We start from the raw sequence: 21,886 nt of genomic DNA on the forward strand, positions 1-21,886 counted from the left end.
ATGGACAACAGCCCTAGCCTATATGTCGAACGTCCACTCCAGCCGCATGTGCCGCAGCATCAGCCGTACAGCGAGGAAAAGGACACCATAGACCTGCTCAAATACTGGAGGGTGATCTGGCGCGCCCATTGGAAAATCGGCTGGTTGATAGTGCTTGGCTGTGCGCTGGCGATGGCCACGCTATCGTTCATCCCCCCGCAATACATCGGCAGCACCACCCTTCTGATCAAAGAAAAAACGCCACCGCTGTTGTCCTTCCAGCAAGTCACGGATTCGAGCTCCGGTACCGTCGATTACTTGCAGACGCAACTGGCGCTCTTGCAATCGCGGGACCTGGCCGAACGAGCGGTCAAAAAGCTGAACCTCACCACCCACCCGGTGACCGATCCGCGCCAGCAACCGGAGTCGTGGTTCACGCCGCGCAAGTGGTTGGCAACGCTTGAGCTTGGCCAATGGCTGCCCGTACTGGGCCGTTTGACCCCCGTGGAGGTAATGCCCTCTGAAGCCGATATCTTCAATCAAGTCACGCAGGACCTCATGCGGCATACCAGCGTCAAATTCGTCGGCAAGAGCCAGCTGATTAAAATAGAAGTGGAGCTGCCCGACCCTGGTTTGGCTGCCGCTACCGCCAATGCGATTGCCCAAGGCTTCATCGATAGCCAGCTCGACAACAGCCTTAAGTCCTCGCAGACCAGCACCAGCTGGATGAACTCACGCCTGATCGAGTTGCGCAATAATCTGCGCAATGCCGAAGACAAGCTGCAGGGCTATCGGGAAGCACAAGGCCTGGTCGATGTCGGCGGTGTCGCCACCATCAGCGCCAATGAACTGGAAATGACCGGCAATCGCATGATCGATGCCCGCCGTAATCTGGCAGAAGCCGAGAGCCAGTTCCGCCAGGTGCAGTCTTTGAGTAATGGCAACTTGAGCAACCTCTCCAGTGTGCCGGCCGTCCTGAGTAATCCTTTGGTGCAGAAGTTCCAGGCGCAACAGGCCAAGGCCCAAGCCAAGGTCGAAGAGTTGTCGGGGCGCTACGGCCCAAAACATCCGACCCTTGTCGCCGCTCGCGCCGAGCTGCGTATGGCCACCGACAGTTTGCGTCTGCAGGTTCAGCAAGTGGTTGCCGGCATTGAACATGAGTACCAGCTGTCCCGGGCCAATGAAAACTCACTGCGTAAGTCATTCAACAGCAATAAGGCGCAGCTACAGGATATTTCGCGCAAGGAGTTCCAGCTGCGTGAGTTCCAGCGTGAAGTCGACAGCAGCCGCGCGCTGTATGAAACCTTCGTCACCCGTTTAAAGGAAACCGCTGCCACCTCAGACATGGACTCCACCAAAGCGCGCATCGTCGACCCTGCGATTGTTCCTCTGGATCCGAGCAAGCCTCGTAAAACACTGATTATGGCGATTGTCGCCATCGTGGCTGCATTGATCGGTGTAGCGATGGCATTGCTGTCCGAAACCCTGAACAAAACCTTCAAGACCGACGAAGCAATCGAATGCACGCTTGATGTACCCCTGCTCAGCGTAGTGCCGCTGGTCACGAAGAGAAGCCGCCGGCAACTCGCGCGACTGTTCGACGACAACGACCATCCGCGTTTTTGCGAGACCATTCGCAATCTGCGCACCTGGTTGATGTTGCACGGCGGCGACATGCCGTCACAGGTGGTACTCGTTGCCTCGACCATGGCCGAAGAAGGAAAAAGCACGATCGCCAACAACCTGGCGTACTCACTCGCCAAGCTAGAGCGTGTCCTGTTGATCGACGCCGACATGCGCAGACCCAGCCTTTCGCTCAACTTCGATTTTCCGGCAGATGCCCCGGGGTTGGCCAATGTCCTGGCGGGCACTGCGCGGCTCGAGGACTGTATCCGGACTGTCGGCGATCTCGACATGTTGCCGGCCGGGAAGCTGTCGCCGCCACCGCTGGACCTGCTCAGTTCGCCGCGCCTGACCCCGATGCTCAAGGTGCTGAAATCGCGGTACCAACGCATCATCATCGACTCACCGCCTGCGCAAATGGTCAGCGATGCACTGTTGCTGGCCCAGCATTCGGACGCGGTGATCTACGTGATCAAGGCCGAAAGCACGCCTGTCAGCCAGGTACAGAAGTGCCTTGCGATACTGCAGCAGAGTCATGCGCCGGTGTTCGGTGTGGTGCTCAACCAGGTTGACCTGAGCAAGGCCCGCAAACAGGGCTACAGCCATTCCGATACGTTCCAGAACTACGACTACATGTCCCGGTAAAACCTTGCGTCTGCCTCATCCGTAGTTCCCTCCAAACATCTACCAAAAGCTGCTTCATCCCAGTCGAGCTATACCAGCGTGCGGGAACGAGGGCGTGCAGTATTCGGCGCCGATGTCCAACCCATGCCCGGAGGTTGCGCCGATGACATCGCTCTACACCGCTCAAATGACGCACCGCCGGGGTCTGACCTTCTGGGGCCAATGGCTGTGCGCGCTCAGTCTGGCCAACCTGCTGCTGATGTTGCTCGTGTATTGGCGCGTCGGCAGCCTGACCAGTGAATACCGCGTTCTGATGATTCTCACGGTTCTCGGTTCGGTGCCGATCTACAGCGTCATGCAGGTTTACCACAAGCGTCATGAGTGGTTGTCCGGGCTCGCTCGGCTGCTGGCGGCCTGGATGATTTTGCTGGCCGTGCTGATCAGCATTGCCTTCCTCACCCAGACCAGCGTGATTTTCTCGCGCCAGGTGATCATCGTCTGGGCGGTATTGGGCTATCTGGTCCAGGCGGCGAGCTTTTTGCCACTGCATTACCTGGCCCGACTGCATTCGCACAAGCTTTGCAACGAGCGCCGCGCGGTGATCATCGGGACGTGTCCGACCGCACATACGCTGGCGAGAAAACTGTCCAGGCGCAATCGCGTACCGCTGCTGGGTTTTATTGCAACCGCCGAACATACCGGCCCGGCCCCGAGCATTCTGCCGCTGCTGGGGCGCATCGACGAGGTTCGCGAAATCATCACCCGCCTGCACGTGCGCCGCGTCTATATCGTTTTGCCGATGGCACAAGCCGCCATCATCGAAGCGCTGTACATCGATCTTCTGGACATGAATGTCGACGTGGTCTGGATCCCCGATTTCGGCAGCATGGTGTTGCTCAATCAGTCGATCTCGGAAATAGAGCGAATGCCGGCCATCTACCTCAATGAAAGCCTCATCAGTTCGCACCCCGGCAGCCTGCTCTGCAAAGAGCTGTTCGAACGTAGCCTGGCCGCCGTGGGCATTATTGTGCTCAGCCCCTTGCTGCTGATCGTGGCGGTAGCCATCAAACTTTCCTCGCCCGGCCCGGTGTTGTTCAAACAAAATCGTTACGGCTGTAACGCTGAGGTGATCAAGGTCTGGAAGTTCCGGTCGATGCGTTTGCACGACGACAACGAAGTCCGTCAGGCCACCCGCGAGGACGACCGCATCACCCCGCTTGGGCGTTTTTTGCGCCGTAGTTCCATCGACGAACTACCGCAACTGTTCAACGTGCTCTGCGGTGAAATGGCCCTGGTCGGCCCGCGACCGCACGCGGTCACGCACAACATTTATTACACCGGCAAGGTTCGCGCCTACATGGCCCGTCATCGCCTCAAACCCGGGATCACAGGGTTGGCCCAGATCACCGGGCATCGAGGTGAAACCCAGACGCTGGAAAAAATGCAGCAGCGCGTCGCCCAGGACCTCAACTACATCAACCAATGGTCGCTGTGGCTCGACATCAAAATTCTGGTCAAGACCCCTTTTACATTGTTTTCAAAAGACACCTATTGAGGAGTCAGGCAATGATCGACCTGGAATTAATCGGGCATTACGCACCCAATCTGCTGGACGCCAACAAGGCATTTTCCTTCATCAATTTTGCCTCCGTCGGCAGTCTGTTCGACCGAAACCCGACTTCCATCGCCTATTTTTGCGACGGTATGCTGATGTCTACCTTCATGTCGCGCATCACTGGCTGCACGATCGGCCGGGTCAGCTTCGACTTCACGTCCATCGCCGACTCTGTGTTCAGTTGCGCCGAGAAACAAGGCAAGCGCATTTACTTTGTCGGTGCCCGGCAAGCCGAACTGGACCTGTTCCTCAATAAGATCAAGGCTCGCTACCCGGCGCTGATTATCGCCGGTCATCACAACGGCTTTTTCGATGCACCGCAGGCCGCATGCATTCAAACAGACATCTGCCGCAGTGAAGCGAACATCCTGATCGTAGGCCTGGGCGCCGGGCTTCAGGAGCAGTTCGAGCAGGATGCCCTGCGTGCCGGCTTCACCGGTGTGGCATTCACCTGTGGCGGTTTCATTCGCCAAGAAGCCACGGCCATTCATCATTTTTACCCTGAGCTGATCAACCGCCTGCATCTGCGCGCGTTCTATCGGATGTACCGCGAACCGCACACCATCAAACGCTACCTGATCGACTACCCGACCAATTTTGTTCATCTATTGGTGAAGATCGTTCGGCGGGAAGTGACCATCAATATCACCTATCCCTGAGCATCCAGCACCGAGCAACGACCATGCATATCCTGTTCACCCTCAAGGACTTCAAGCCCGATGGTGGCCTCGAGCGTGTCCAGCAACGCCTGGCCAGGCAGTTTCTCAAGGATGGCCAGCGTGTCAGTTATTTCGTCATGAACGGCGACACGCCGGACGATGAAGGAGCTGCCACGCTCAATGGCGGCGGCAATGGAATCGTCGGTCTGATCAAGTCCATCGTATTGCTGCGTCGGATTATTCGTCGCGAACAGGTGACCCACCTCATCGCCGCCAAGGAACAAGCCAACCTCTGCACCTGGTTTGCCACCTTGGGTAGCCCATGCAAGGTCATCTATACCCGCCACGCGGCACTCGATTGCAGCGAACAAAAAATCAGTCCCGCCACCCTGCGCTTGCTCTATGCGTTGTACCTCTGTGGCAACGGCCGGGTAGTGGCGGTTTCCAAGGGTTTGCGTCAGTCCATCGCCGAACTGGTGCCCTGGGGTCGCGAGCGCATCCGTTATTGCCCCAATGCGGTGGTCACCGAACAACTGCTCAGTGCCGCACAGACGCCCATGCTCACCGGTTTGCCGTCCGCGTTCTGGTTAGCGGTGGGCCGGCTGGTGGAACCGAAGGGTTTCGACCTGCTGCTCGACGCCTATGCCGTGGCCTTACGCAGTGCCGCGCTGCCGGATCTGGTGATCATTGGCGATGGCCCACAACTCGCCGCGCTGACCTTACAGGCCAGCCGCTTGGGCATCGAGGACCGAGTGCATTTCACCGGTTTTCTGAGCAATCCATACCCTTTGATCAGGCAGGCACGACTGCTGATCTTGAGCTCGTTTCATGAGGGCTTGCCGACCGTACTGATCGAAGCATTGGCGTTGGGCACACCGGTGTTGGCCTGCGACTGCGAAACCGGGCCCAGGGAACTGCTTGATAACGGCCGTCTCGGCGATCTGGTCAAGGTCAATGACGTACCGGCGCTGGCCGAAGGGATGCTGCGCAGCGTGACCTCGCAACGCCATGCTGCGCCAAGCGGCCAAGTGGCCGCTGACGCCGTCCGACAGTACACCAGCCAATACGCCGCGCAGGCGTACTACCAGGTATGGAATCAATGAAAAGGCTGCTGATTATCCTGCAGGACTTGCGCGGGGGTGGCGCCGAAAAAATGATGGTGCGCCTCGCCAGTGCGCTGACTGATGCAGGCAATGACGTGACCTTACTGATGCTCACCGATACAGGTGTGAACTCGGCGTGCATCGACCCAAGGGTCAAGCGCGTCGAGTTGCACAGTGCGCGCAGCTCCAGGGCGGTGCCGGCGCTGGCACGCTTTCTTCGCCAAAACAGCTTTGACGCGCTACTGGCTGCCCTCACCCACGTCAACGTGGTAGCCATCGCCGCTGCCATGCTGTCCGGTACTCTGGCGCGCCTGCATGTCAGTGAGCGCAATGCGTTTTCTCATGACAAACACGTCAACCCCGCGTTGGCGGTGCGCACCGCGTATCTGTTGGCTCCGCTGCTGTATCGACTCATTCCCAATCCGGTGATCTGCGTCTCGCGCGGCGTCGCCCAGGACCTGGTCGATACCACCATCACCCGTGCGCAGGATGTCACCATCGCCGACAACCCGGTGCTCGACAACGATTTTCGCGACAAGGCGCCGGGACGTCCAAAGCACCGCTGGCTGTCGAAAAAAACCACCCCGGTGATTGTCGCCGTAGGTCGTCTGGCACGGCAAAAAGGCTTTGATGTATTGATCGATGCCTTTGCCCGATTAGCCGATCCCAGTGCCCGATTGATCATTTTCGGCGAAGGCGCGCTCAGAACCGAGTTGCTCGAGCAAGCAGTCGCCTTGGGCGTGGCCGACCGCTTCGATCTGCCGGGCTATACCAGCGACCCATTGGCGGAAGTGGCGGCGGCCGATTGCTTTGTGCTGTCGTCGCGTTTCGAGGGCAGCCCCAACGCACTGGTGGAGGCCATGTCCACGGGCACCCCGGTGGTATCGACCCACTGCCCCTATGGCCCGCAAGAGATTCTCGACAATGGCGCGATCGCCCCGCTGGTGGCGGTCGACGACCCTGACGCACTGGCACAGGCCATCACTGTAGAACTGACGTTGTCGCGTGATGCAAACCGTCAGGCGCGCATCGATGCGGCTGCCCATTATGTGAATGCCTGCGCGGCGAAGACCTATCTCGACGCATTGCTAGGGGGCCAATCGTCATGAACAAACTGGAAGTCAGGTACACCACCCTGCGCGACGCCTTCACGTTGTTCGGCGTGCTGTTCTATATCCAGGTCATCGGATTTTTTTTCGGGTTGGCTGATGCGTCGAATCTGGACGCGGCTGAAAAAGATCTCGAAGGCAATGTGGTCAACCAGATCTGCGGCCTGATCACCCTGCTGGTTCCGCTGTTCTTCTTCATCCGCAACAAGGTCTTCATCAGCAAAAGCTTTTACAGGAACAATGCCTTCCTGCTGATATTCATGCTCGGCCTGGCCGTATCGATCAGTTGGTCCTACGACCCGATGTTAAGTTTCAAACGTTTTGTGGCGTTGATCAGCTTGGTGTTCTTTGCAGGTTTCATCGCCTACAACTATAGCCTCGAGAAAATCGCCTTCATGCTCGGCTGCACCATCGGCGCCGCCGCGTTTTTCGGCTTGATATTCGCCCTGCTCCGGCCTGACATCGCCTTCATTGACGGCGGTATTCGCGATGGTGCATTCAAGGGAATCTTCCCGGAAAAAAATGCCGGCGCCCGGCTCAACGCGATCGCCATTCTGTTACTGCTGCCGATGATCCGTCAGCGCAATCCCTGGGCCATCATCTGCTCGTTGTTCTCGCTGATCGCGATTGCGCTGGCCCAATCTGCCACAGCAGTAGCGCTGATTGTTGCTGGCGCAGTGAGCTATTGGTACTTCCTCACGCTGATCCGCTTGCACATCAACCGCTCACTGACAGCATTCCTCGGTATCACAATCGTCTATTTGCTGATCTGCCTGTTTCTATACGGCAATTACACGCTGCTGCTGGAGCTGATCGGTCGTGACGCGTCACTCACCGATCGCACGCTGATCTGGGACTTGCTCACACCGCTGATCAATGCCGAATTCCTCAAGGGTTACGGCTTCGGTGCTTTCTGGTCCAGCCCGGGCGCCGAGACATTCATCAACCGCTGGGGTTACATCGGCAATGCCCACAGCGGCTACATGGAGACCTTGCTCAACGGCGGTGTCATTCAGCTGACGGCGCTGATCCTGATGCTGATCGAGGCGTTGATCAAACACTACCGGGCCGTGGTGGCGGATCAGTCGGCACGGTTTCACGCCTGCGCGATGGTCATCATCGGATCGTTCATGTTCACCAACTATGTGGCGTATGTCATTCCCAATTACCGCTCGGCAGAGTTCATGGTGTTCTGCGTCCTGGCCCTGTCCTTCCGGCATCACCACGTGACATCCCCCCAGTTGTCACCGGCAACCCTGCGTCAACGTCCGCCTGGCAAGGCATTACCACGCGACTCGGCCAAGGCGTAACAAAAGGAGAACTAACCGTGCCAGACCAAGCCCCCCCTTCACTCCATTCAGTGTGCGTCATAATCGCGATGTACAACGGCGCCGACAGCATTGAGCAAACACTGGCGTCCGTGGCCGGGCAAACGCGACTACCCGATCACGTCATCGTCATCGACGATGGTTCCACCGATGATGGCCCCCAACGGGTCAAGGACTTCGCGGCGCCGTTTCGCCTGACGCTGTTGCACCAAGCCAACGAAGGCCAGGCCAGCGCCCGCAACCACGGGCTGCAGCACTCTGAAGAGACTTTTGTGGCGTTTCTCGATGCCGATGACAGATGGTATCCACAAAAACTGGAGCAACAAGTGGCACTGTTTGACGAGCTGAGTCGTCAGGGACGGCCGGTGGGGCTGGTAGATTGCTACGTGCATAACGATTACAGCGACGGCAAGCGAATACTGGAAAACCGGCAAAAAAACGGTAGGCATTTCGACGATTTCATCCGCGCCAACGTCCTCAATGGCGTGTCCTCCGCGATGGTCAGACGCGACGTGATCATGCAACTCGGCGGCTTCAATGCCAGCCTGCGTTACTCCGAAGACCGCTTCATGTGGACCCGCATCGCCGAACACTGGGAGATCCACACGGTGCCAGAGGTGCTGCTGCAGCGCATGGTCAATAGCGCCAACATGACTGCGCAACCGACAAGGTACTACCCGTACAAGATCAGGTTCATCGAAGCGTTCCTCGCCCTCTATGGCGCGCAGCTCAGTAAGCAGCAACGGATCGATTTCGTGCTGGGCAGCCACTCCGACTTTCTCGAACTGTTTTCCCGCAGAGGCGAGCATGCCCAGGTGATCGGTGTGTACCGGCGAATGCTGGAGTACTCCTGGCAAACGCTGATCTTCAGGAACGGCAAACCGACATTGCGCTTCCTCTATGCATGCGTCCAATCATTGCGCAAGGCAGCTGCGTCAACCACCGCTCATTGAGCCGGTATCCGCCATGGCCAATCACCGTCTGGTTAAATTGATCTGGATTTTCACCGAGAAATTCGGCCTGATTCTCCTGTCGATGATTACCTTTGTCGCATATGCCAGGCTGCTGTCGCCCACAGAGTTGGGTGTGGGCACGGTCATCATTGCCATCGTCGAGTTGATCGGCATGATTTATTCCTCGGTGCTGGAAGACCCGCTGGTACGACTCGAGCGGCTGGAAGACAAACACATCGCCACAGCCTTCTGGGCGTCGGTACTCGTCAGCCTGGCGTCTATCGTCGTCATCTCGGGCGCAGCGATTCTGTACGCGCCCGACCCGATGCTGCAATGGATGACGGCGGTGGCCTCGGTAAAAATCCTGTTCACCATGATGGCGCGGGTCTATGTGGCACAAATGCGCCGTAGCGGCAACTTCAGGATGCTGGCGTCGCGCACGCTGCTGGGCAAGGTGTGTGGTGGCGTGGGTGGCATCGCTGTCGCGCTCTGGGGATTGGGCGCCTGGGCGGTCATTGCCCAGGCACTGATCATGGAGTTCGTGTCCATTATCGTATTGATGCGCGCAGACCCGCGCCGCATTGCCTTTTACATTGACGGCCCGCTCTTGCGCGAACTGCTGAAATCCGGCGCACCGGTTGCCGTCAACGCGCTGAGTTCGCAAACGCTACAGCGCGGGGTCACCGTCATCCTGGGCATGACGGCCGGCACCAACGCGGTTGGCATGTTCAACATGGCGATGCGCATCATCGATCTGCCGCGCACGGCGATCTATCACGGCCTGATCAGCTATGCGCTGCCGGTGTTTGCCCGTCGCAGCGCCGATCCATCGCGGTTGCGCGCGATCATCAGCGATTCGACCGCCGTCAGCTGCTTCCTGCTGACGCCCCTGTTCATCGGCATCGCACTCACGGCGCACGACTTGATCCTGTTGATCTTCGGCGCCAAATGGGCCGAGGCCATTCCCCTGCTGCAAGTGCTTGCGTGCACGGCAGCCATCGGTAATACCGCCATGTACGCCACGACCGCACTGGTCGCGGTCAATTGCAGCCACCTGACCATCAAGGCCGAAGTGGCAACCACCGTATTGGCACTGGCGCTGGTCTATGGCTTCGGCAGCCTCTATGGCGGCATGGCCGCCGCCCTCGCCCTGCTGGCCCGGATGGCGATCATCACGCCACTGCAAATCCGCGGGTTGAACAGTGCAATCGGCTATGGCTGGCGGCGATTTTTCGAAACCAACTATCGCAGCGTGATTGCTTCGTTCGTCATGGCAGCGATCGTCCTGATGGTTTCTTCCCGCCTGGGTGTTCAGGGCTACTTGCACCTGATCTGCAGCATCGTGGTTGGCGCGCTGAGTTATGCCGTGGCGTATAGCGTGATGCATCCGCGCTGGCCGCAAGAATTCAAATCGGTTTTCACCACCCGCTGAGAGGACACACCCGACAACCTTTTCCCTTCCCGGACCACATTCTCCTGACTCGTGCAATTTCCTTGTGACAGGAACGCCTCATCATGCACAAAACCACGTTGATTACCGGCGGGGCCGGATACATCGGCTCCCATACCACCCTGGCCCTGATTGACGCCGGTCGACAGGTGCTGGTCCTCGATAACCTGTGTAACAGCTGCCGCGAGTCGCTCGCGCGCCTGAAGTATCTGACTCGCAAGCGAGTCGATTTCATTGAAGGCGATATTCGCGATAGCCACCTGCTCGACGATATCTTCAGCCGCTACGACATCGATGCCGTGGTGCACTTTGCCGGTCTCAAATCCGTGGAGGAAAGCGTTCGAAAGCCGCTGGATTATTACGCCAACAATGTGGTCGGCACGCTCAATCTCTGCCATGCAATGGCCCGACACGAAGTCTTCAAACTGGTGTTCAGCTCATCGGCCACCGTGTATGGCGCCCCCCGGCAGATACCTCTCATCGAAGACCTGGGCGCAGGCAAACCGATCAATCCCTATGGCCGCACCAAGCTGCTGATCGAAGAGTTGCTCACCGACCTGTGCCTGTCCGATCCGCAATGGAGCATTGCGGTGTTGCGCTACTTCAACCCGATTGGTGCTCACGCAAGCGGGCTGATCGGAGAAAACCCCAATGGCAAGCCCAACAACTTGCTGCCTTGCCTGACACGGGTCGCGATGAGGCAAGTGCCCGTACTCATGGTGTACGGCAGCGACTATCCCACTGTCGACGGAACGTGCGTGCGCGATTACGTCCATGTGGTCGACCTTGCCGATGGCCATCTCAAAGCGTTGCGGGCGTTGCAGAACACAAACGGCATCCACGTCTGGAACCTGGGAACAGGCATTGGCCACAGCGTGCTGCAGATCATCCACAGCTTCGAGGACATTACCGGTATTACCATCCCCTTCCGGTTCGCACCGCGCCGCGACGGTGATATCGCCGAATGCTGGGCCGACCCCACCAAGGCAGGGCGTGATCTAGGCTGGTACGCACAGCGCGACCTGATGCAAATGATCATCGACACCTGGCGATGGCAATTGTGTAATCCGCAAGGGTACCGCTCCCAACCCGGATTGGCGGCATCGATTGCGTTAAAGCAATGGGTATGAGCAGGTTCATTCTTTTGGCGGCCCTGCTTTCGGTCGTTTGCAATGCGTCGGGGGGCTCTCCCCCACCGCTGGCCAACGGCCTGGTGCTGTGGCTCGACGCCGCCGACGCGTCGAAAATGACCGTCGATGCCCAGAACCACCTCCTGCGGTGGCACGACAAGTCCGGCGAAGCCAATGACGTTGCCGTAGACGATGCAGCAAGCGCCTCGCTGCCGCTGCGCGTGGAACACGCCATGAATGGCCACGCGGTGGTGCGTTTCAGTGGTTCTTCGGCGTTCCTCGGCAAGACGATTCGCGCTGCAAAAGGCCCCGTTACCCTATTGATCGTGTCACGCAGACTGACCGAACAAAGCGGCGGTGAGACCTGGCAGCGATTGTTCAGTTCGCGCCCGATAATCGCCGATAACGACAACGTGCCGCCGAACTTCGCGATCAGCGTGCAACAGACCACCGCCTACGATCCGACCCTGTTTTTTCTGGAACTCAACGACGTGCCCATCGGCCCCTATGCAGTGGGGCGGAACGTGGTCGGCAGCGTCGAAGACCTGCGCGGCGACATCACCGAAGTACTGGTGTACGACCGCCACCTGGCCTCCCTGGAGGAACGGCAGCGTGTATTTCAATATCTGGCGAACAAGTGGTCCGTCGCCCTCCCCAAGGCAGCCAATTCCTGGACCCGCGTCGGCCCGCTGGGAACGGTACCGGAACGGACCAACGCCAATCTGCCGCTGTCCGATCAGGACAATGCCGGCCAGTGGATGCCGGACACACGATTTTCTGACGACTTCGATGGCGCGACCCTTAACGCCAGTCGCTGGCACGTCAACAATGCCACGGGCACCGAGTCGCTCGGGCGTAAGCCGGCGTTGTTCACGCCGGACAATGCCTACCTGAGCGATGGCCATCTGAACATCGTTTTCCGCAAGGAAACCTTGCCGCAAAAATACGTACGACTCGGATATGAAGGTTATAGCTCGGCGATGGTCCGCACGATCGAGCGCAGTCTTTACGGCTACTACGAAACCCGCGCCAAACCGATGGATTCGGCAGGCTCCAGCGCCTTCTGGCTAGCGTGGACGGGGCTTGCCGACAATGCCACGGAAATCGATATTTTCGAAATCGGCGGCAAGACCAAAAACGCCTCCTTCGACCGTCGGTACAACATGAACGCCCACGTTTGGGCCACGCCGCAAAGCACCGAGCATTTGAGCGATGGCAGCAGCTGGATCAGCCCCTGGCGGCTGGCCAGCGCATTCCATGTCTACGGTTTTGACTGGCAACCCGACACTTTGCGCTGGTACGTAGACGGCGTACTGGTGCGCGAGGCAAAGAACACCCACTGGTTCTTCCCCATGCAGATCCTCTTTGACAGCGAGGCCATGTGGAATTGGTTCGGCGTTGTCGACGACGCCGACCTGCCCTCCACCTTCAGCGTGGACTACCTCAAGGTGTGGCGTCGCGGTAAATAACCGCAACTCGATCAGTTTTTCTTGAAAAGGCCCCAACCGCTTTTCACACCCCCATAAAAGAGGTCGCAGCAATGAACGGTACGATGACTTCCGATCAAGCGATAGCCTGTCTAAACCTGGCGCTTGAACGTAACAAACAACTGTTCAGCGACGCCTATCACTTGAGCCACGCCGCCCTTGATCTTCTCGATCAGCCCAACATGGACGCGGAAAAGTTCACGCAGTACCAGAAGAAAAGACGACAGGCCGATCTTAAATACCTGGAAGCCATCGAGCACTTGCGATTAATCATGGCGCAGTACCCTGTCCATCTCTTGCCAGATGAGCACTCAACACATCAGCCGCAGGTTTCGTCCGAAGAGTGATGAGGAAATTTGACCTCAGCGGGTCGCTGACTCACCGAGGATAAACACCATCTACCTGCGACTGCATCGACCCTCATAGGAGCTGTCGCAAGTTTTGCGGGCCAAAAAAATGGACCTCTTTTCAGAGGTCCATTTTTTTACTAGATAATCGGAAGCCCGTTGTTGATGATCTCACGCGTGTAGCTCGCCAGCTCTTTGGTACTCATGTTCGCGACCACATCCGCCTCGATGGGGCGATGGGCTACGATACTGACTTCTGTAGAGCGCAATGAGTTGTAAGCCACGTCCCCAACAGCAGGACTGATCGTTACTGGAACAATACCCACCCCCATGTCCTTGGCAACCCGGAAGGCTCCCGACTTGAAAGGCAGCATATCCCCGCCTTTGTTTCGGGTGCCTTCAGGAAAGATCCAGAGGGAAGTATTGTCAGCAACAACGCTCTTGGAGATCTTGCGCAGACTCTGGATCGACGCCCGGGGGCTGTTCCTGTCAATGAACAGGCTGCCCGTCAGCCAATATAACTGCCCGACCAGAGGCAACCACTTAAGTGATTTTTTGCCGACAATAACCGTACCTGGTTTAAGCGCCTCAGCAACAATCAGAACATCGTAATTACACTGGTGGTTTGCCACATAGATATAAGGTTGGGCGGTGGAGATAGTGTCGAATCCACTGACAGCGACGCGAACCGAGAATATTTTATTGATCACTGTGTATGACCGGCAGGCCACATGCAGGTTTTTGTTCTTTGAAGGATTGACTAACATGAACAAGCATAAAAAGGGAAAACTCAGAACAATGAACAGCAACACCAACAGCCACCGCACAAAAAAAATCATAACTTACCCACCTTGCCTAAATCACTTGAGCCACTGAAAAAACCGCCTCGAACATCAGTACGTTCAATCAGCGCGACACCATAAAATCCTTCATCATCAACACACACCATCAATCCAAAACTGTGGGCCAGGACGCCATTCGCCAGTTCAGCCAATTGATAGGCCCCCACCAGCGACAGACTCAAAGCCTTTGCCCGATCCAGAATCTCGAGCCTCTCCCCGAGGATCAGATTCAGACCGCTCAACGACATCCGCCAGGAATCCGGAACAGCGAGATTTACCCGACTGAGCCCATCAAGCTCAACTCCGTGCCCTGCCATAAACGTGAGTATCAGGTCGCTCAGACCGGCCGCGCTTGAGGGAAAGAGACGTCCTGTAATGCAGGACCTGACGATCAGCCCCGGCACCTTCAGGTCAGTACATGTCTGGAAGCTGAAAACTGCTGCCGTATCGAGTCGTTTTTCAACAGGGAGATCAATGCTTTGTGCATAGAGCGTTCCGAACTCACCGCTAAACGTTTCAATCGCCGTCATGTAGATATAATCAGACTCACCTCGCCTGGCAAATCTTAAACCTTGTACCAATGCGTTATAGAAGCTCAACTCTTTCGCGCACAGAGAAACGTTCGGTCCTTTAATGCCATATTTTATCGCCAGTTGGCCCGCTGAGGAGTTTATGACGGTATTGGGAATTTGTGCCGGATTCACCTGAAATGCAAAACGACTATCGTTCGACTCTTTAATCAATTGAATAACAGTGTCGATGGAACCATTGGACGTCGCACCGATAATGGCCGAGCGCGCCAGGGAGTCACCATGATTGCCATCCTCAATCAACGACATCGCTGCCAGTAGCAACAGGGATTGTCGATCCAGATTTTTCAGCTCCCGGCTTGGCACCAGTTCGCTGGACATCAGGTCCCACGCGGGTGTTTTCCCCCGATGTAACTCCACTCCTCCTTGCTCGAATAAGCCGGGCATCTGCAACATGACCCAATCGCTTACGACCAGTGCAACAGCGTCATCCGTCATTTGAGATTACCGAATACCAAAATTGAATTATTCCCGCCAAAAGCGAAAGCATTATTGACCACCACATCGACCTTTCCGACTCTGAAGCCCTCCGCTACGACGTCGATGGGTATTTCAAGATCCTGCTCGGACACATTGATCGTAGGAGGCAACCCCTCGCTGAGCGCAAGCATGCAGGCAATGGCCCCAAAACCCGCCGCCGCCCCCATGCTGTGTCCCATCATTGACTTGATGGAACTAACCGGTGGTGGCGAATGACCAAAAACCGCCTCGATTGCCTTGTACTCATTACTGTCATTGGCAACCGTACCGGTACCGTGAGCGCAAATATAACCAACCGCCCCAGGCGTGACCGACGCGTTTTCAAGTGCCGACTTCATGCAATCGCCAACACTATGATGATTCAGTCTCACCATATGATCAGCATCACAGTTCATCGAAAACCCAAGCACTTCGGCATAGATATGCGCCCCGCGACGCATTGCCTGATCATAGTCCTCGAGGACTAGTGCACTACCGCCTTCTGCGGTCAAAACGCCTTTACGGCCCGAATTGAAAGGCGTGCAGTTTTTGTCGGTCATGCTGCCCAATCGATGGAATGTCGCAAACGTCGCCTTGTAGACCGCATCGCTTCCACCGCAAATGGCAAGTTCGCAGTCCCCCGCCTTGATGGCCTCGTAGCCGAATATCAACGCGGTATTACTGGCCGAACACGCGTTGCCAATCGTAACTGCCTCGCCGGTCGAACCTATCGATCTCAAGACATCGCGGCTTATTTCAGACGCAAACGTATGCTGCACCGACGCTTGCAGGCCAGGCCGGGACTCAGCCATTGCCGTCACCATGTTGTCGATCAGGTTGGATTCACCATAAGTCGTGCCGAAGTAACAATTGACTCGTTTACCTGAAATCGCTGACCGCTTGATTCCGGCATCAGCGAGCGCCAGCCCGGTGGCGGCAAGGGCAAAATGACTGGGAGTCCCGGAACGAACGAAAGAACTGAAGTCTGGAATCAATGTGCTGACGGTGGATTTCACCTCACACCCATACTTTCTTTCAAACCGGTCCGTGTTGACTTTGGAAAGCAGCCCCGTGCCATTTACCCCTGTCTTCAGGGCATGAAAAAATGCGGCTTTTCCAACCCCGATCGGGCTGACCGGCCCCAAGCCAGTGACGACGACCCTTCTGCCCTTGTCGGAGCTCTTCATGCACACTCAACCTCGAGGGTCTGATCGATAAACGAGAGAATCGAATCCACGCTGGTAATCCGTGGAATGTAGGCCTCATCGACTCGAACTTGAAAAGCGCCCTCGATACCAGCCAGGATTTCTATGCCTGACATCGAATCAGCACCGTAAGCCTCTACAAAGTTTTTATTATTCTGGATTTCTCCGGCATTGACGCCCAAGACTCGAGAAACAATCTCCTTGATTTTTGCTTCGTGAACATGAGTCATAAAACCTCCTGGAATGACGCGATCAGATGATAAAAGGAATTACTTTGAAACTGTCGAATTGGTAGTGAATGTATTTTTCACCAAAATATTCAACCAACATTTTCTCTTCATTGCCGACTCGTTTTAGAATCAGTAAAAGTGCAACAAAGAAGACAATCAGGGCAGCATAAATACTGGTATATAGACCAAACCCTGTGACAATGAGAAGCGTGCCGAAATACGCCGGATGCCTGATATACCTGAAGGCTCCGTCCTTGACCAACTCATGATCGGCCAACACTCTCAGCGAGTGCGAAAAGTGTCGACCCAATATGATTTTCCCGTGAGCCCTCAGACCGACTCCAGATAAAATCATGAAAGAACCGATCACTTGAAACAAGACATCACTGCGTATCAACAACTGTAACAGCATGACAATCGATATAGCGCACGACACCAGAAACCCACTCTTGATGCCTTTATCGAAAGAGCTGTCACTGTCTGTTTCCTGTAAAAAATACAGTTCTGCAAATAGCAAAATGCTCGCCATGATGATCGGTTGAAGCAACGCAAAACCCGTGCAATAAAGCAGTACTGCGGAAGCGCATGATACTGGCACCAGCAAACTGGCGGCTACGTCAATCCTGAATGCTTTCAAAATATGCCCCTACCAATACCGATAACTTCGCCGGCGTCATGATCACCCTGACATTTTTTTCGATATGCCACGGATAGATAAATAGATCATTGAAACGCGCCCAAGGAAATAATTTTCGCTGGCGCCTGAAGGCATCCACAAAAGACAGCACTTTGTAAATCCTGAACAGTGTGCGCACTTTCACTCTTCGCAACATGGCAACATCCTCAACCACCTGGAGCCTGGCGTACACTTCGCCTACCAGATCGTTATAGGTCACCGTGTCATCGCTAAGCAGGTAATACGTCTGCAGTGTCTGGTCAGGGCGGCGTGCCAGCCATTGAATAATGCACTGCGCAATACTGTCCACGCCAATAACATGCAATGCCGGGAGCTGATTCGTCACCAATGGCAGCAACTTCAACTTGCACAGTGAAATCATCGGCAGCAGATTTTTGTCATGACGCCCCAGTACCGTCGGCACCCGCAAAATGACACCTTGCACTTTGTGGCTATTTAAATGGATAACTTTCTCTGCCGCCCACTTATCGTCGGCGTACGCATCCCGTCTTTTTTCAGGGTTGTGAGCCTTGACGCTGCTCAAATGAAGAAAATTCTTCTTTTCAGTCACATCGAGGGGAATCGACGCCAGTATCTGCTCCGTGAGCATTTCGTTACTGTCGGTGCTCGCCCCCAAACGACTGAGTCCGATCCCCGTACAATTGACAACAAAGTCACTGTCACTAACTAAGTCGATAAACTCCCTGGAGCCGAATTCGCAAACGTCATAACCAGCCCTCGGCGAACGTGAGTGGCGAATGACCTGGACATCTTTCACCTGGCTGAGGATCTCGTAGACGCCCTGCCCGATAAAACCACTGGCCCCTAAAAGCAGTAACTTCTTCACGTATACAAAATCCTTTTCATGGTGTTAAAGACTCGACCGTGAAACACCCTGAGCGATAAACCGTACGAGCCTGCATGCCCTGTTTTTTCAAGGTTTTCCTGACGGTTCTGAGAAACATACCGTGGGATATGACGATCGTTGTCTCCCCTGTCTCGGAGCAGGATTTGTAAAGCTCATCGGCAACACCTACAGCCCGAAGGTATTCCTTTTTTCGGGGGATGGCGCCCAACGAAACTCCGAGCAACCACAGAATTCTGTGCAGTGCGAACCATTGTCTTAACCCCATTCTCAGGAAGGGAATGGCGCTTAACCGCAGGTCGTACTCTTGTAATCGACTATCCTGTTGAACACGCGCAGCCTCGAACAACCTGCACGCCGTTGCATAGGCTCTGTTGACCGGTGAAGAAATGACGTTGGCCTCAGACGCTAAAAGTGGCTGGGACAAGTCCGGCTGGCTCAAGAACCCAGCAATTTCATCCTCATCGATAATCGAGGTCTGGTTATATACATCCAGAAGCAATTTAGCCGAGACAGCACCGCAACGCTTGTAATTGACCAACGGCGAGGCGTGACGTATTAAGTAAATCACAGCAAATAGACCCCCGTTACAATGGCATTACCGACAATAAACAAAAACGGTGTATCCCAGGTGTGAGGGGACTTTGCTTCTGTCAGGGTAAGAGCAAGAGGAAAAACAGCACACAGCAATACAAATTGATGCCACTCAAAGTAATCCTTGAACAACACGCAAAATAACATTGACATCACGAATACAGTTGCAGATCCCTCCAGGGTTCTTTTGAATTTTTTATCAACAAAAAAACCTTTCGTGACATATTCGTGCTTTCCAAATCGGATACCGACAGGCTCTGCCAAACCGTCACCAAAGGTAGTGGCTAAAATAGTGATATAAAGCAACTCAATCGGCACACCGATTAACAGCCAGAAGTATTGCGTTACCCACAGTACCAACAACCCCACTACGGTTTGACTCACCAACCAGGAAAGCGTATTGGGTGAGTCTTCAGGCCGATCAATACTCGCAAACATATGCTGGGAAATCAGATAACGACGACGCGACCATCCGCACATGGCCAAGAACAGAATAGTGGTGGATACCGCAGACAGCAGTAATCGCTCATGAGTACTCTGAATATTGAACAACGCGAAAAACAGACTGGGCAGTAGAAACATCGCAAAATGCCCGACTTTTCTCGTGTAATTTACCCGCACCCCCTTATTGATGACTAAAAGCCCCAGCCCCTTGCACAGCATAAAATAGAAAAGAACAATACTTAACAGAGCTGAACCAACCTGGACCATTTAACTATCACCCCATTGACGTCATAAAAAGATAGGCAGATCTGCACACCGTTACCCCCGCCGGATAAACACAGTCTGTTCAGATAATCTTTCGTAATGAATCAATGCAGTAATCCACATCGGCCATCGTGTGGTTGTATGTCAGACACAACCTGATCCTGGATTGGTGATTGGGTACAAATGGAGGTACGAACAGTGACCCCATGATACCTTTGCCGACCAACTCGGCATTGACCCGGGCAGCCTCCATCGGATCCTTGAAGACCACCGGGATCACGGCAGTCCTGGAATGGAGCTTATCGACGCCAAGTGATTCAATTTGCTCATGTGTATAGCGGGTGAGTTCTGCAAGTTGAGCCCGACGCGCGCCCCCTTCCGAAGCGTTGATCTCCAGGGCCGTGCAAGAGGCGGAGGCGACACCCGGTGAAACTGACCGGGAAGCGTTATAGGTGGGGCATCGGAACCTGACTCTTTCAGCGAACGCCTCATCCTTGAATACAACGAACCCACCGGATGAGCCAAAAGCTTTACTCATGGTGCCAACAATGTAATCGATCTCCGAGACCACTCCGGCCGCTTCGCAAGCCCCTTGGCCAGAACCACCTAACATACCGACACCGTGAGCATCATCAATATAGATTTCCAGGCCCGGATGGAAGCGTTTCAAGCGGACTATCCTTCCAAGATCAGCTATATCGCCGTCTGCCGAAAAAACGCCATCGGTGATGATCAAAATTTTCTTATCTTGATTCAACTGGACCAGCTGCTCCAACATTTCGATATCGGCATGACTGTAGGCCCTGAATGGACAACCCGATAACTTCACGCCGTCCCAGATCGAGACATGTGACAGCTTGTCCAGCAAAATCAGATCGGCACGCTCAGCCGCCAATGGGATAACGCCAAAATTCGCCTGATAGGAGGTGGTAAACATCAGCGATGTTCGCCCTGCATACAAATCGCTATAGCTTTGTTGCAGACGCTCATGGTATTCGGTGAAGCCACTGAAGATCATGGGGCCACCGATGTTTGAGCCGTACTTCCGGATGGCAGTAATCGCCGACTCTTTCATGCGTTCGTGATTTGAAAGCCCTAAATAATCGCACGAAGCAAAGTTCAGCATTTTCCGACCATCAATGAGCGTCATATCCCGACCACAGGCTGAACGCACTTGAGGAAAGTAAGTGTAATAACCCAACTCTTTCGATTTTAACGCGACATCATCAATACGCATAAGACTCTCATTCAACCGATGCGGTATATCTATAGATTCGATAAGCTCTTTCATGGCAAATGCCGTCCCGGGTGAGGTGACGCATCGTTCGAAGAACCATGACATTATCCTCCAGCATCCAGGACAGACTGATTTTGCTACGACCGACCTTGTTCAACGCGATGGCGGATAACTTCAAGGTGAGCGCTACCGACAACCCTTTTCGTTGATACTCAGGAGCGACCCCCGTAAAAAAAGCGCGACCGTACAATCCCTGGTCATTCATCGCGGGGGCAAACATAGTAAAGCCGACAACTTCAGCATCGCGTTCGGCGACAAGCGCCGATATGTTTTTAATATTGCGCGAAGCAATTTCAAACTGCTCTCTGGACGCGGGACTGTATCCCCAGTTTCGTTCCCAGGATCGATTGTAACAGTCTGCCAACAATTGACTTTTGGCAACCAGTTCATCTTGCCCGTAATGATGAAATTCAATATCGGCCAATCGCTGAGTGAGCTTTTCTTCCAGAGCGTGCTGTTGATATCCCTGAGACGGCGGTTGAAAGACAATTTCAATCAAGTCTTTTTCCTTTCGACATCCTGCTTGCGTCAGGGCATGCGTCAACTCAATCGTGTTTGACGGCAACGAAAACACATTGAAATCAGACTCAAACGTGCGCAATCCTCGCTCAATCAAGAACGAACTGTGGAGAGGGCCTACCAAGTCAGACACCCGCTCAGGTAGCAACCGCGTGCTGTTTATATACTCAACTGAAGTACGCATCAGCTGTTGCAGGACGCTCGCCACTGGTAGCGCTATCAGCGTCGAAAAGTACGCATTATCCAGTCCATTGACCCTGATCTCTTTGTCAAAATGCACGATGCAGAAAGCGACTATCTCGCCACTCTCGTCCTTCCATGCTACTGGTACATTATGCTCAGTTGCGGAGTACTCACACGCTGCGGTTACTCGCTGTGCAAGCTGCTCTTGCGTGCGGCCCACCACCGAAACACGCTTATCCAAACACATCAGGGCATACCAATCGCATGCCGCCAAACCTGTGACCCTACTCATCGGTACTCTCGACCATCAT

Annotated in this window: 21 protein-coding genes; 11 read left to right on the forward strand and 10 right to left on the reverse strand. The window is 55.0% G+C overall.

Annotated features, from left to right (window positions below; genetic code table 11):
- The 11 genes from KGB18_RS12460 to KGB18_RS12510 all read left to right on the forward strand — a co-directional run bounded on the left by KGB18_RS12460 (position 1) and on the right by KGB18_RS12510 (position 13,407).
- Positions 1-2,247, forward strand: a complete 2,247-nt coding sequence (locus tag KGB18_RS12460) for a GumC family protein (RefSeq protein ID WP_123721778.1) — start codon at positions 1-3, stop codon at positions 2,245-2,247.
- Positions 2,248-2,389: 142 nt separating this feature from the next.
- The gene (locus KGB18_RS12465) at positions 2,390-3,781 is read left to right on the forward strand and encodes an undecaprenyl-phosphate glucose phosphotransferase (protein WP_123721777.1); all 1,392 of its coding nucleotides are present in this window, start codon (positions 2,390-2,392) and stop codon (positions 3,779-3,781) included.
- An 11-nt stretch (positions 3,782-3,792) separates the two neighbouring features.
- The gene (locus tag KGB18_RS12470) at positions 3,793-4,500 is read left to right on the forward strand and encodes a WecB/TagA/CpsF family glycosyltransferase (protein ID WP_123721776.1); all 708 of its coding nucleotides are present in this window, start codon (positions 3,793-3,795) and stop codon (positions 4,498-4,500) included.
- Between the two features lie 23 nt (positions 4,501-4,523).
- A complete protein-coding gene (locus KGB18_RS12475) occupies positions 4,524-5,603 on the forward strand; it encodes a glycosyltransferase (protein WP_201062176.1) in 1,080 nt (359 codons plus the stop codon).
- Positions 5,600-6,712, forward strand: coding sequence for a glycosyltransferase (locus KGB18_RS12480; protein ID WP_123721774.1), 1,113 nt, complete (start codon positions 5,600-5,602; stop codon positions 6,710-6,712). Before KGB18_RS12475 ends, KGB18_RS12480 begins: the two co-directional genes overlap by 4 nt.
- Complete coding sequence (locus tag KGB18_RS12485; protein ID WP_123721773.1) at positions 6,709-8,022, forward strand: O-antigen ligase family protein; 1,314 nt, start codon at positions 6,709-6,711, stop codon at positions 8,020-8,022. Before KGB18_RS12480 ends, KGB18_RS12485 begins: the two co-directional genes overlap by 4 nt.
- A gap of 17 nt (positions 8,023-8,039) precedes the next feature.
- Complete coding sequence (locus tag KGB18_RS12490) at positions 8,040-8,993, forward strand: glycosyltransferase family 2 protein (protein ID WP_223569999.1); 954 nt, start codon at positions 8,040-8,042, stop codon at positions 8,991-8,993.
- Between the two features lie 13 nt (positions 8,994-9,006).
- Positions 9,007-10,425 (forward strand): oligosaccharide flippase family protein, encoded by a 1,419-nt coding sequence (locus KGB18_RS12495; RefSeq protein ID WP_223570000.1) that lies wholly within the window; start codon positions 9,007-9,009, stop codon positions 10,423-10,425.
- A gap of 83 nt (positions 10,426-10,508) precedes the next feature.
- On the forward strand, positions 10,509-11,573 hold the full coding sequence (gene galE / locus KGB18_RS12500) for a UDP-glucose 4-epimerase GalE (RefSeq protein WP_201062178.1): 1,065 nt from the start codon (positions 10,509-10,511) through the stop codon (positions 11,571-11,573).
- The gene (locus tag KGB18_RS12505) at positions 11,570-13,042 is read left to right on the forward strand and encodes a family 16 glycosylhydrolase (protein WP_223570001.1); all 1,473 of its coding nucleotides are present in this window, start codon (positions 11,570-11,572) and stop codon (positions 13,040-13,042) included. Before galE ends, KGB18_RS12505 begins: the two co-directional genes overlap by 4 nt.
- Positions 13,043-13,113: 71 nt before the next feature.
- Entirely contained in the window at positions 13,114-13,407 is a 294-nt protein-coding gene (locus tag KGB18_RS12510; RefSeq protein ID WP_123721768.1) for a hypothetical protein, read from the forward strand.
- 140 nt (positions 13,408-13,547) lie between these two features.
- On the opposite strand, the gene KGB18_RS12515 is transcribed toward KGB18_RS12510, so the two are convergent.
- The 10 genes from KGB18_RS12515 to KGB18_RS12560 all read right to left on the reverse strand — a co-directional run bounded on the left by KGB18_RS12515 (position 13,548) and on the right by KGB18_RS12560 (position 21,867).
- Entirely contained in the window at positions 13,548-14,246 is a 699-nt protein-coding gene (locus KGB18_RS12515) for a lysophospholipid acyltransferase family protein (RefSeq protein ID WP_123721767.1), read from the reverse strand.
- The gene (locus KGB18_RS12520) at positions 14,243-15,277 is read right to left on the reverse strand and encodes a beta-ketoacyl synthase N-terminal-like domain-containing protein (RefSeq protein ID WP_123721766.1); all 1,035 of its coding nucleotides are present in this window, start codon (positions 15,275-15,277) and stop codon (positions 14,243-14,245) included. Before KGB18_RS12520 ends, KGB18_RS12515 begins: the two co-directional genes overlap by 4 nt.
- On the reverse strand, positions 15,274-16,485 hold the full coding sequence (locus tag KGB18_RS12525) for a beta-ketoacyl-[acyl-carrier-protein] synthase family protein (RefSeq protein WP_223570002.1): 1,212 nt from the start codon (positions 16,483-16,485) through the stop codon (positions 15,274-15,276). Before KGB18_RS12525 ends, KGB18_RS12520 begins: the two co-directional genes overlap by 4 nt.
- Positions 16,482-16,733: an acyl carrier protein gene (locus tag KGB18_RS12530; RefSeq protein WP_123721764.1), complete on the reverse strand. Its 252-nt coding sequence runs from the start codon at positions 16,731-16,733 to the stop codon at positions 16,482-16,484. Before KGB18_RS12530 ends, KGB18_RS12525 begins: the two co-directional genes overlap by 4 nt.
- Before the next feature lie 22 nt (positions 16,734-16,755).
- A complete protein-coding gene (locus tag KGB18_RS12535; RefSeq protein WP_148710206.1) occupies positions 16,756-17,370 on the reverse strand; it encodes a methyltransferase family protein in 615 nt (204 codons plus the stop codon).
- Complete coding sequence (locus KGB18_RS12540; RefSeq protein ID WP_223570003.1) at positions 17,351-18,256, reverse strand: NAD-dependent epimerase/dehydratase family protein; 906 nt, start codon at positions 18,254-18,256, stop codon at positions 17,351-17,353. The genes KGB18_RS12535 and KGB18_RS12540 overlap by 20 nt, the downstream gene beginning before the upstream one ends.
- 16 nt (positions 18,257-18,272) lie before the next feature.
- Positions 18,273-18,815 (reverse strand): histidine phosphatase family protein, encoded by a 543-nt coding sequence (locus tag KGB18_RS12545; RefSeq protein WP_223570004.1) that lies wholly within the window; start codon positions 18,813-18,815, stop codon positions 18,273-18,275.
- A gap of 26 nt (positions 18,816-18,841) precedes the next feature.
- Positions 18,842-19,579, reverse strand: coding sequence for a hypothetical protein (locus KGB18_RS12550; RefSeq protein WP_123721760.1), 738 nt, complete (start codon positions 19,577-19,579; stop codon positions 18,842-18,844).
- Between the two features lie 79 nt (positions 19,580-19,658).
- A complete protein-coding gene (locus KGB18_RS12555; protein ID WP_223570005.1) occupies positions 19,659-20,813 on the reverse strand; it encodes an aminotransferase class I/II-fold pyridoxal phosphate-dependent enzyme in 1,155 nt (384 codons plus the stop codon).
- Between the two features lie 7 nt (positions 20,814-20,820).
- Positions 20,821-21,867 (reverse strand): GNAT family N-acetyltransferase, encoded by a 1,047-nt coding sequence (locus KGB18_RS12560; protein WP_223570006.1) that lies wholly within the window; start codon positions 21,865-21,867, stop codon positions 20,821-20,823.
- Positions 21,868-21,886 lie beyond the last annotated feature (19 nt).

The sequence above is a fragment of the Pseudomonas sp. BF-R-26 genome, assembly GCF_019947395.1.
In the GTDB taxonomy this organism is placed as follows: Bacteria; Pseudomonadota; Gammaproteobacteria; order Pseudomonadales; family Pseudomonadaceae; genus Aquipseudomonas; species Aquipseudomonas farris.

Coding starts and splice junctions, on each gene's coding strand:
- KGB18_RS12460 (WP_123721778.1), top strand. CDS start 1: ATGGACAACAGCCCTAGCCTATATGTCGAACGTCCACTCCAGCCGCAT.
- KGB18_RS12465 (WP_123721777.1), top strand. CDS start 2,390: ATGACATCGCTCTACACCGCTCAAATGACGCACCGCCGGGGTCTGACC.
- KGB18_RS12470 (WP_123721776.1), top strand. CDS start 3,793: ATGATCGACCTGGAATTAATCGGGCATTACGCACCCAATCTGCTGGAC.
- KGB18_RS12475 (WP_201062176.1), top strand. CDS start 4,524: ATGCATATCCTGTTCACCCTCAAGGACTTCAAGCCCGATGGTGGCCTC.
- KGB18_RS12480 (WP_123721774.1), top strand. CDS start 5,600: ATGAAAAGGCTGCTGATTATCCTGCAGGACTTGCGCGGGGGTGGCGCC.
- KGB18_RS12485 (WP_123721773.1), top strand. CDS start 6,709: ATGAACAAACTGGAAGTCAGGTACACCACCCTGCGCGACGCCTTCACG.
- KGB18_RS12495 (WP_223570000.1), top strand. CDS start 9,007: ATGGCCAATCACCGTCTGGTTAAATTGATCTGGATTTTCACCGAGAAA.
- galE (WP_201062178.1), top strand. CDS start 10,509: ATGCACAAAACCACGTTGATTACCGGCGGGGCCGGATACATCGGCTCC.
- KGB18_RS12505 (WP_223570001.1), top strand. CDS start 11,570: ATGAGCAGGTTCATTCTTTTGGCGGCCCTGCTTTCGGTCGTTTGCAAT.
- KGB18_RS12510 (WP_123721768.1), top strand. CDS start 13,114: ATGAACGGTACGATGACTTCCGATCAAGCGATAGCCTGTCTAAACCTG.
- KGB18_RS12515 (WP_123721767.1), bottom strand. CDS start 14,246: ATGATTTTTTTTGTGCGGTGGCTGTTGGTGTTGCTGTTCATTGTTCTG.
- KGB18_RS12520 (WP_123721766.1), bottom strand. CDS start 15,277: ATGACGGATGACGCTGTTGCACTGGTCGTAAGCGATTGGGTCATGTTG.
- KGB18_RS12525 (WP_223570002.1), bottom strand. CDS start 16,485: ATGAAGAGCTCCGACAAGGGCAGAAGGGTCGTCGTCACTGGCTTGGGG.
- KGB18_RS12530 (WP_123721764.1), bottom strand. CDS start 16,733: ATGACTCATGTTCACGAAGCAAAAATCAAGGAGATTGTTTCTCGAGTC.
- KGB18_RS12550 (WP_123721760.1), bottom strand. CDS start 19,579: ATGGTCCAGGTTGGTTCAGCTCTGTTAAGTATTGTTCTTTTCTATTTT.
- KGB18_RS12555 (WP_223570005.1), bottom strand. CDS start 20,813: ATGCGTATTGATGATGTCGCGTTAAAATCGAAAGAGTTGGGTTATTAC.
- KGB18_RS12560 (WP_223570006.1), bottom strand. CDS start 21,867: ATGAGTAGGGTCACAGGTTTGGCGGCATGCGATTGGTATGCCCTGATG.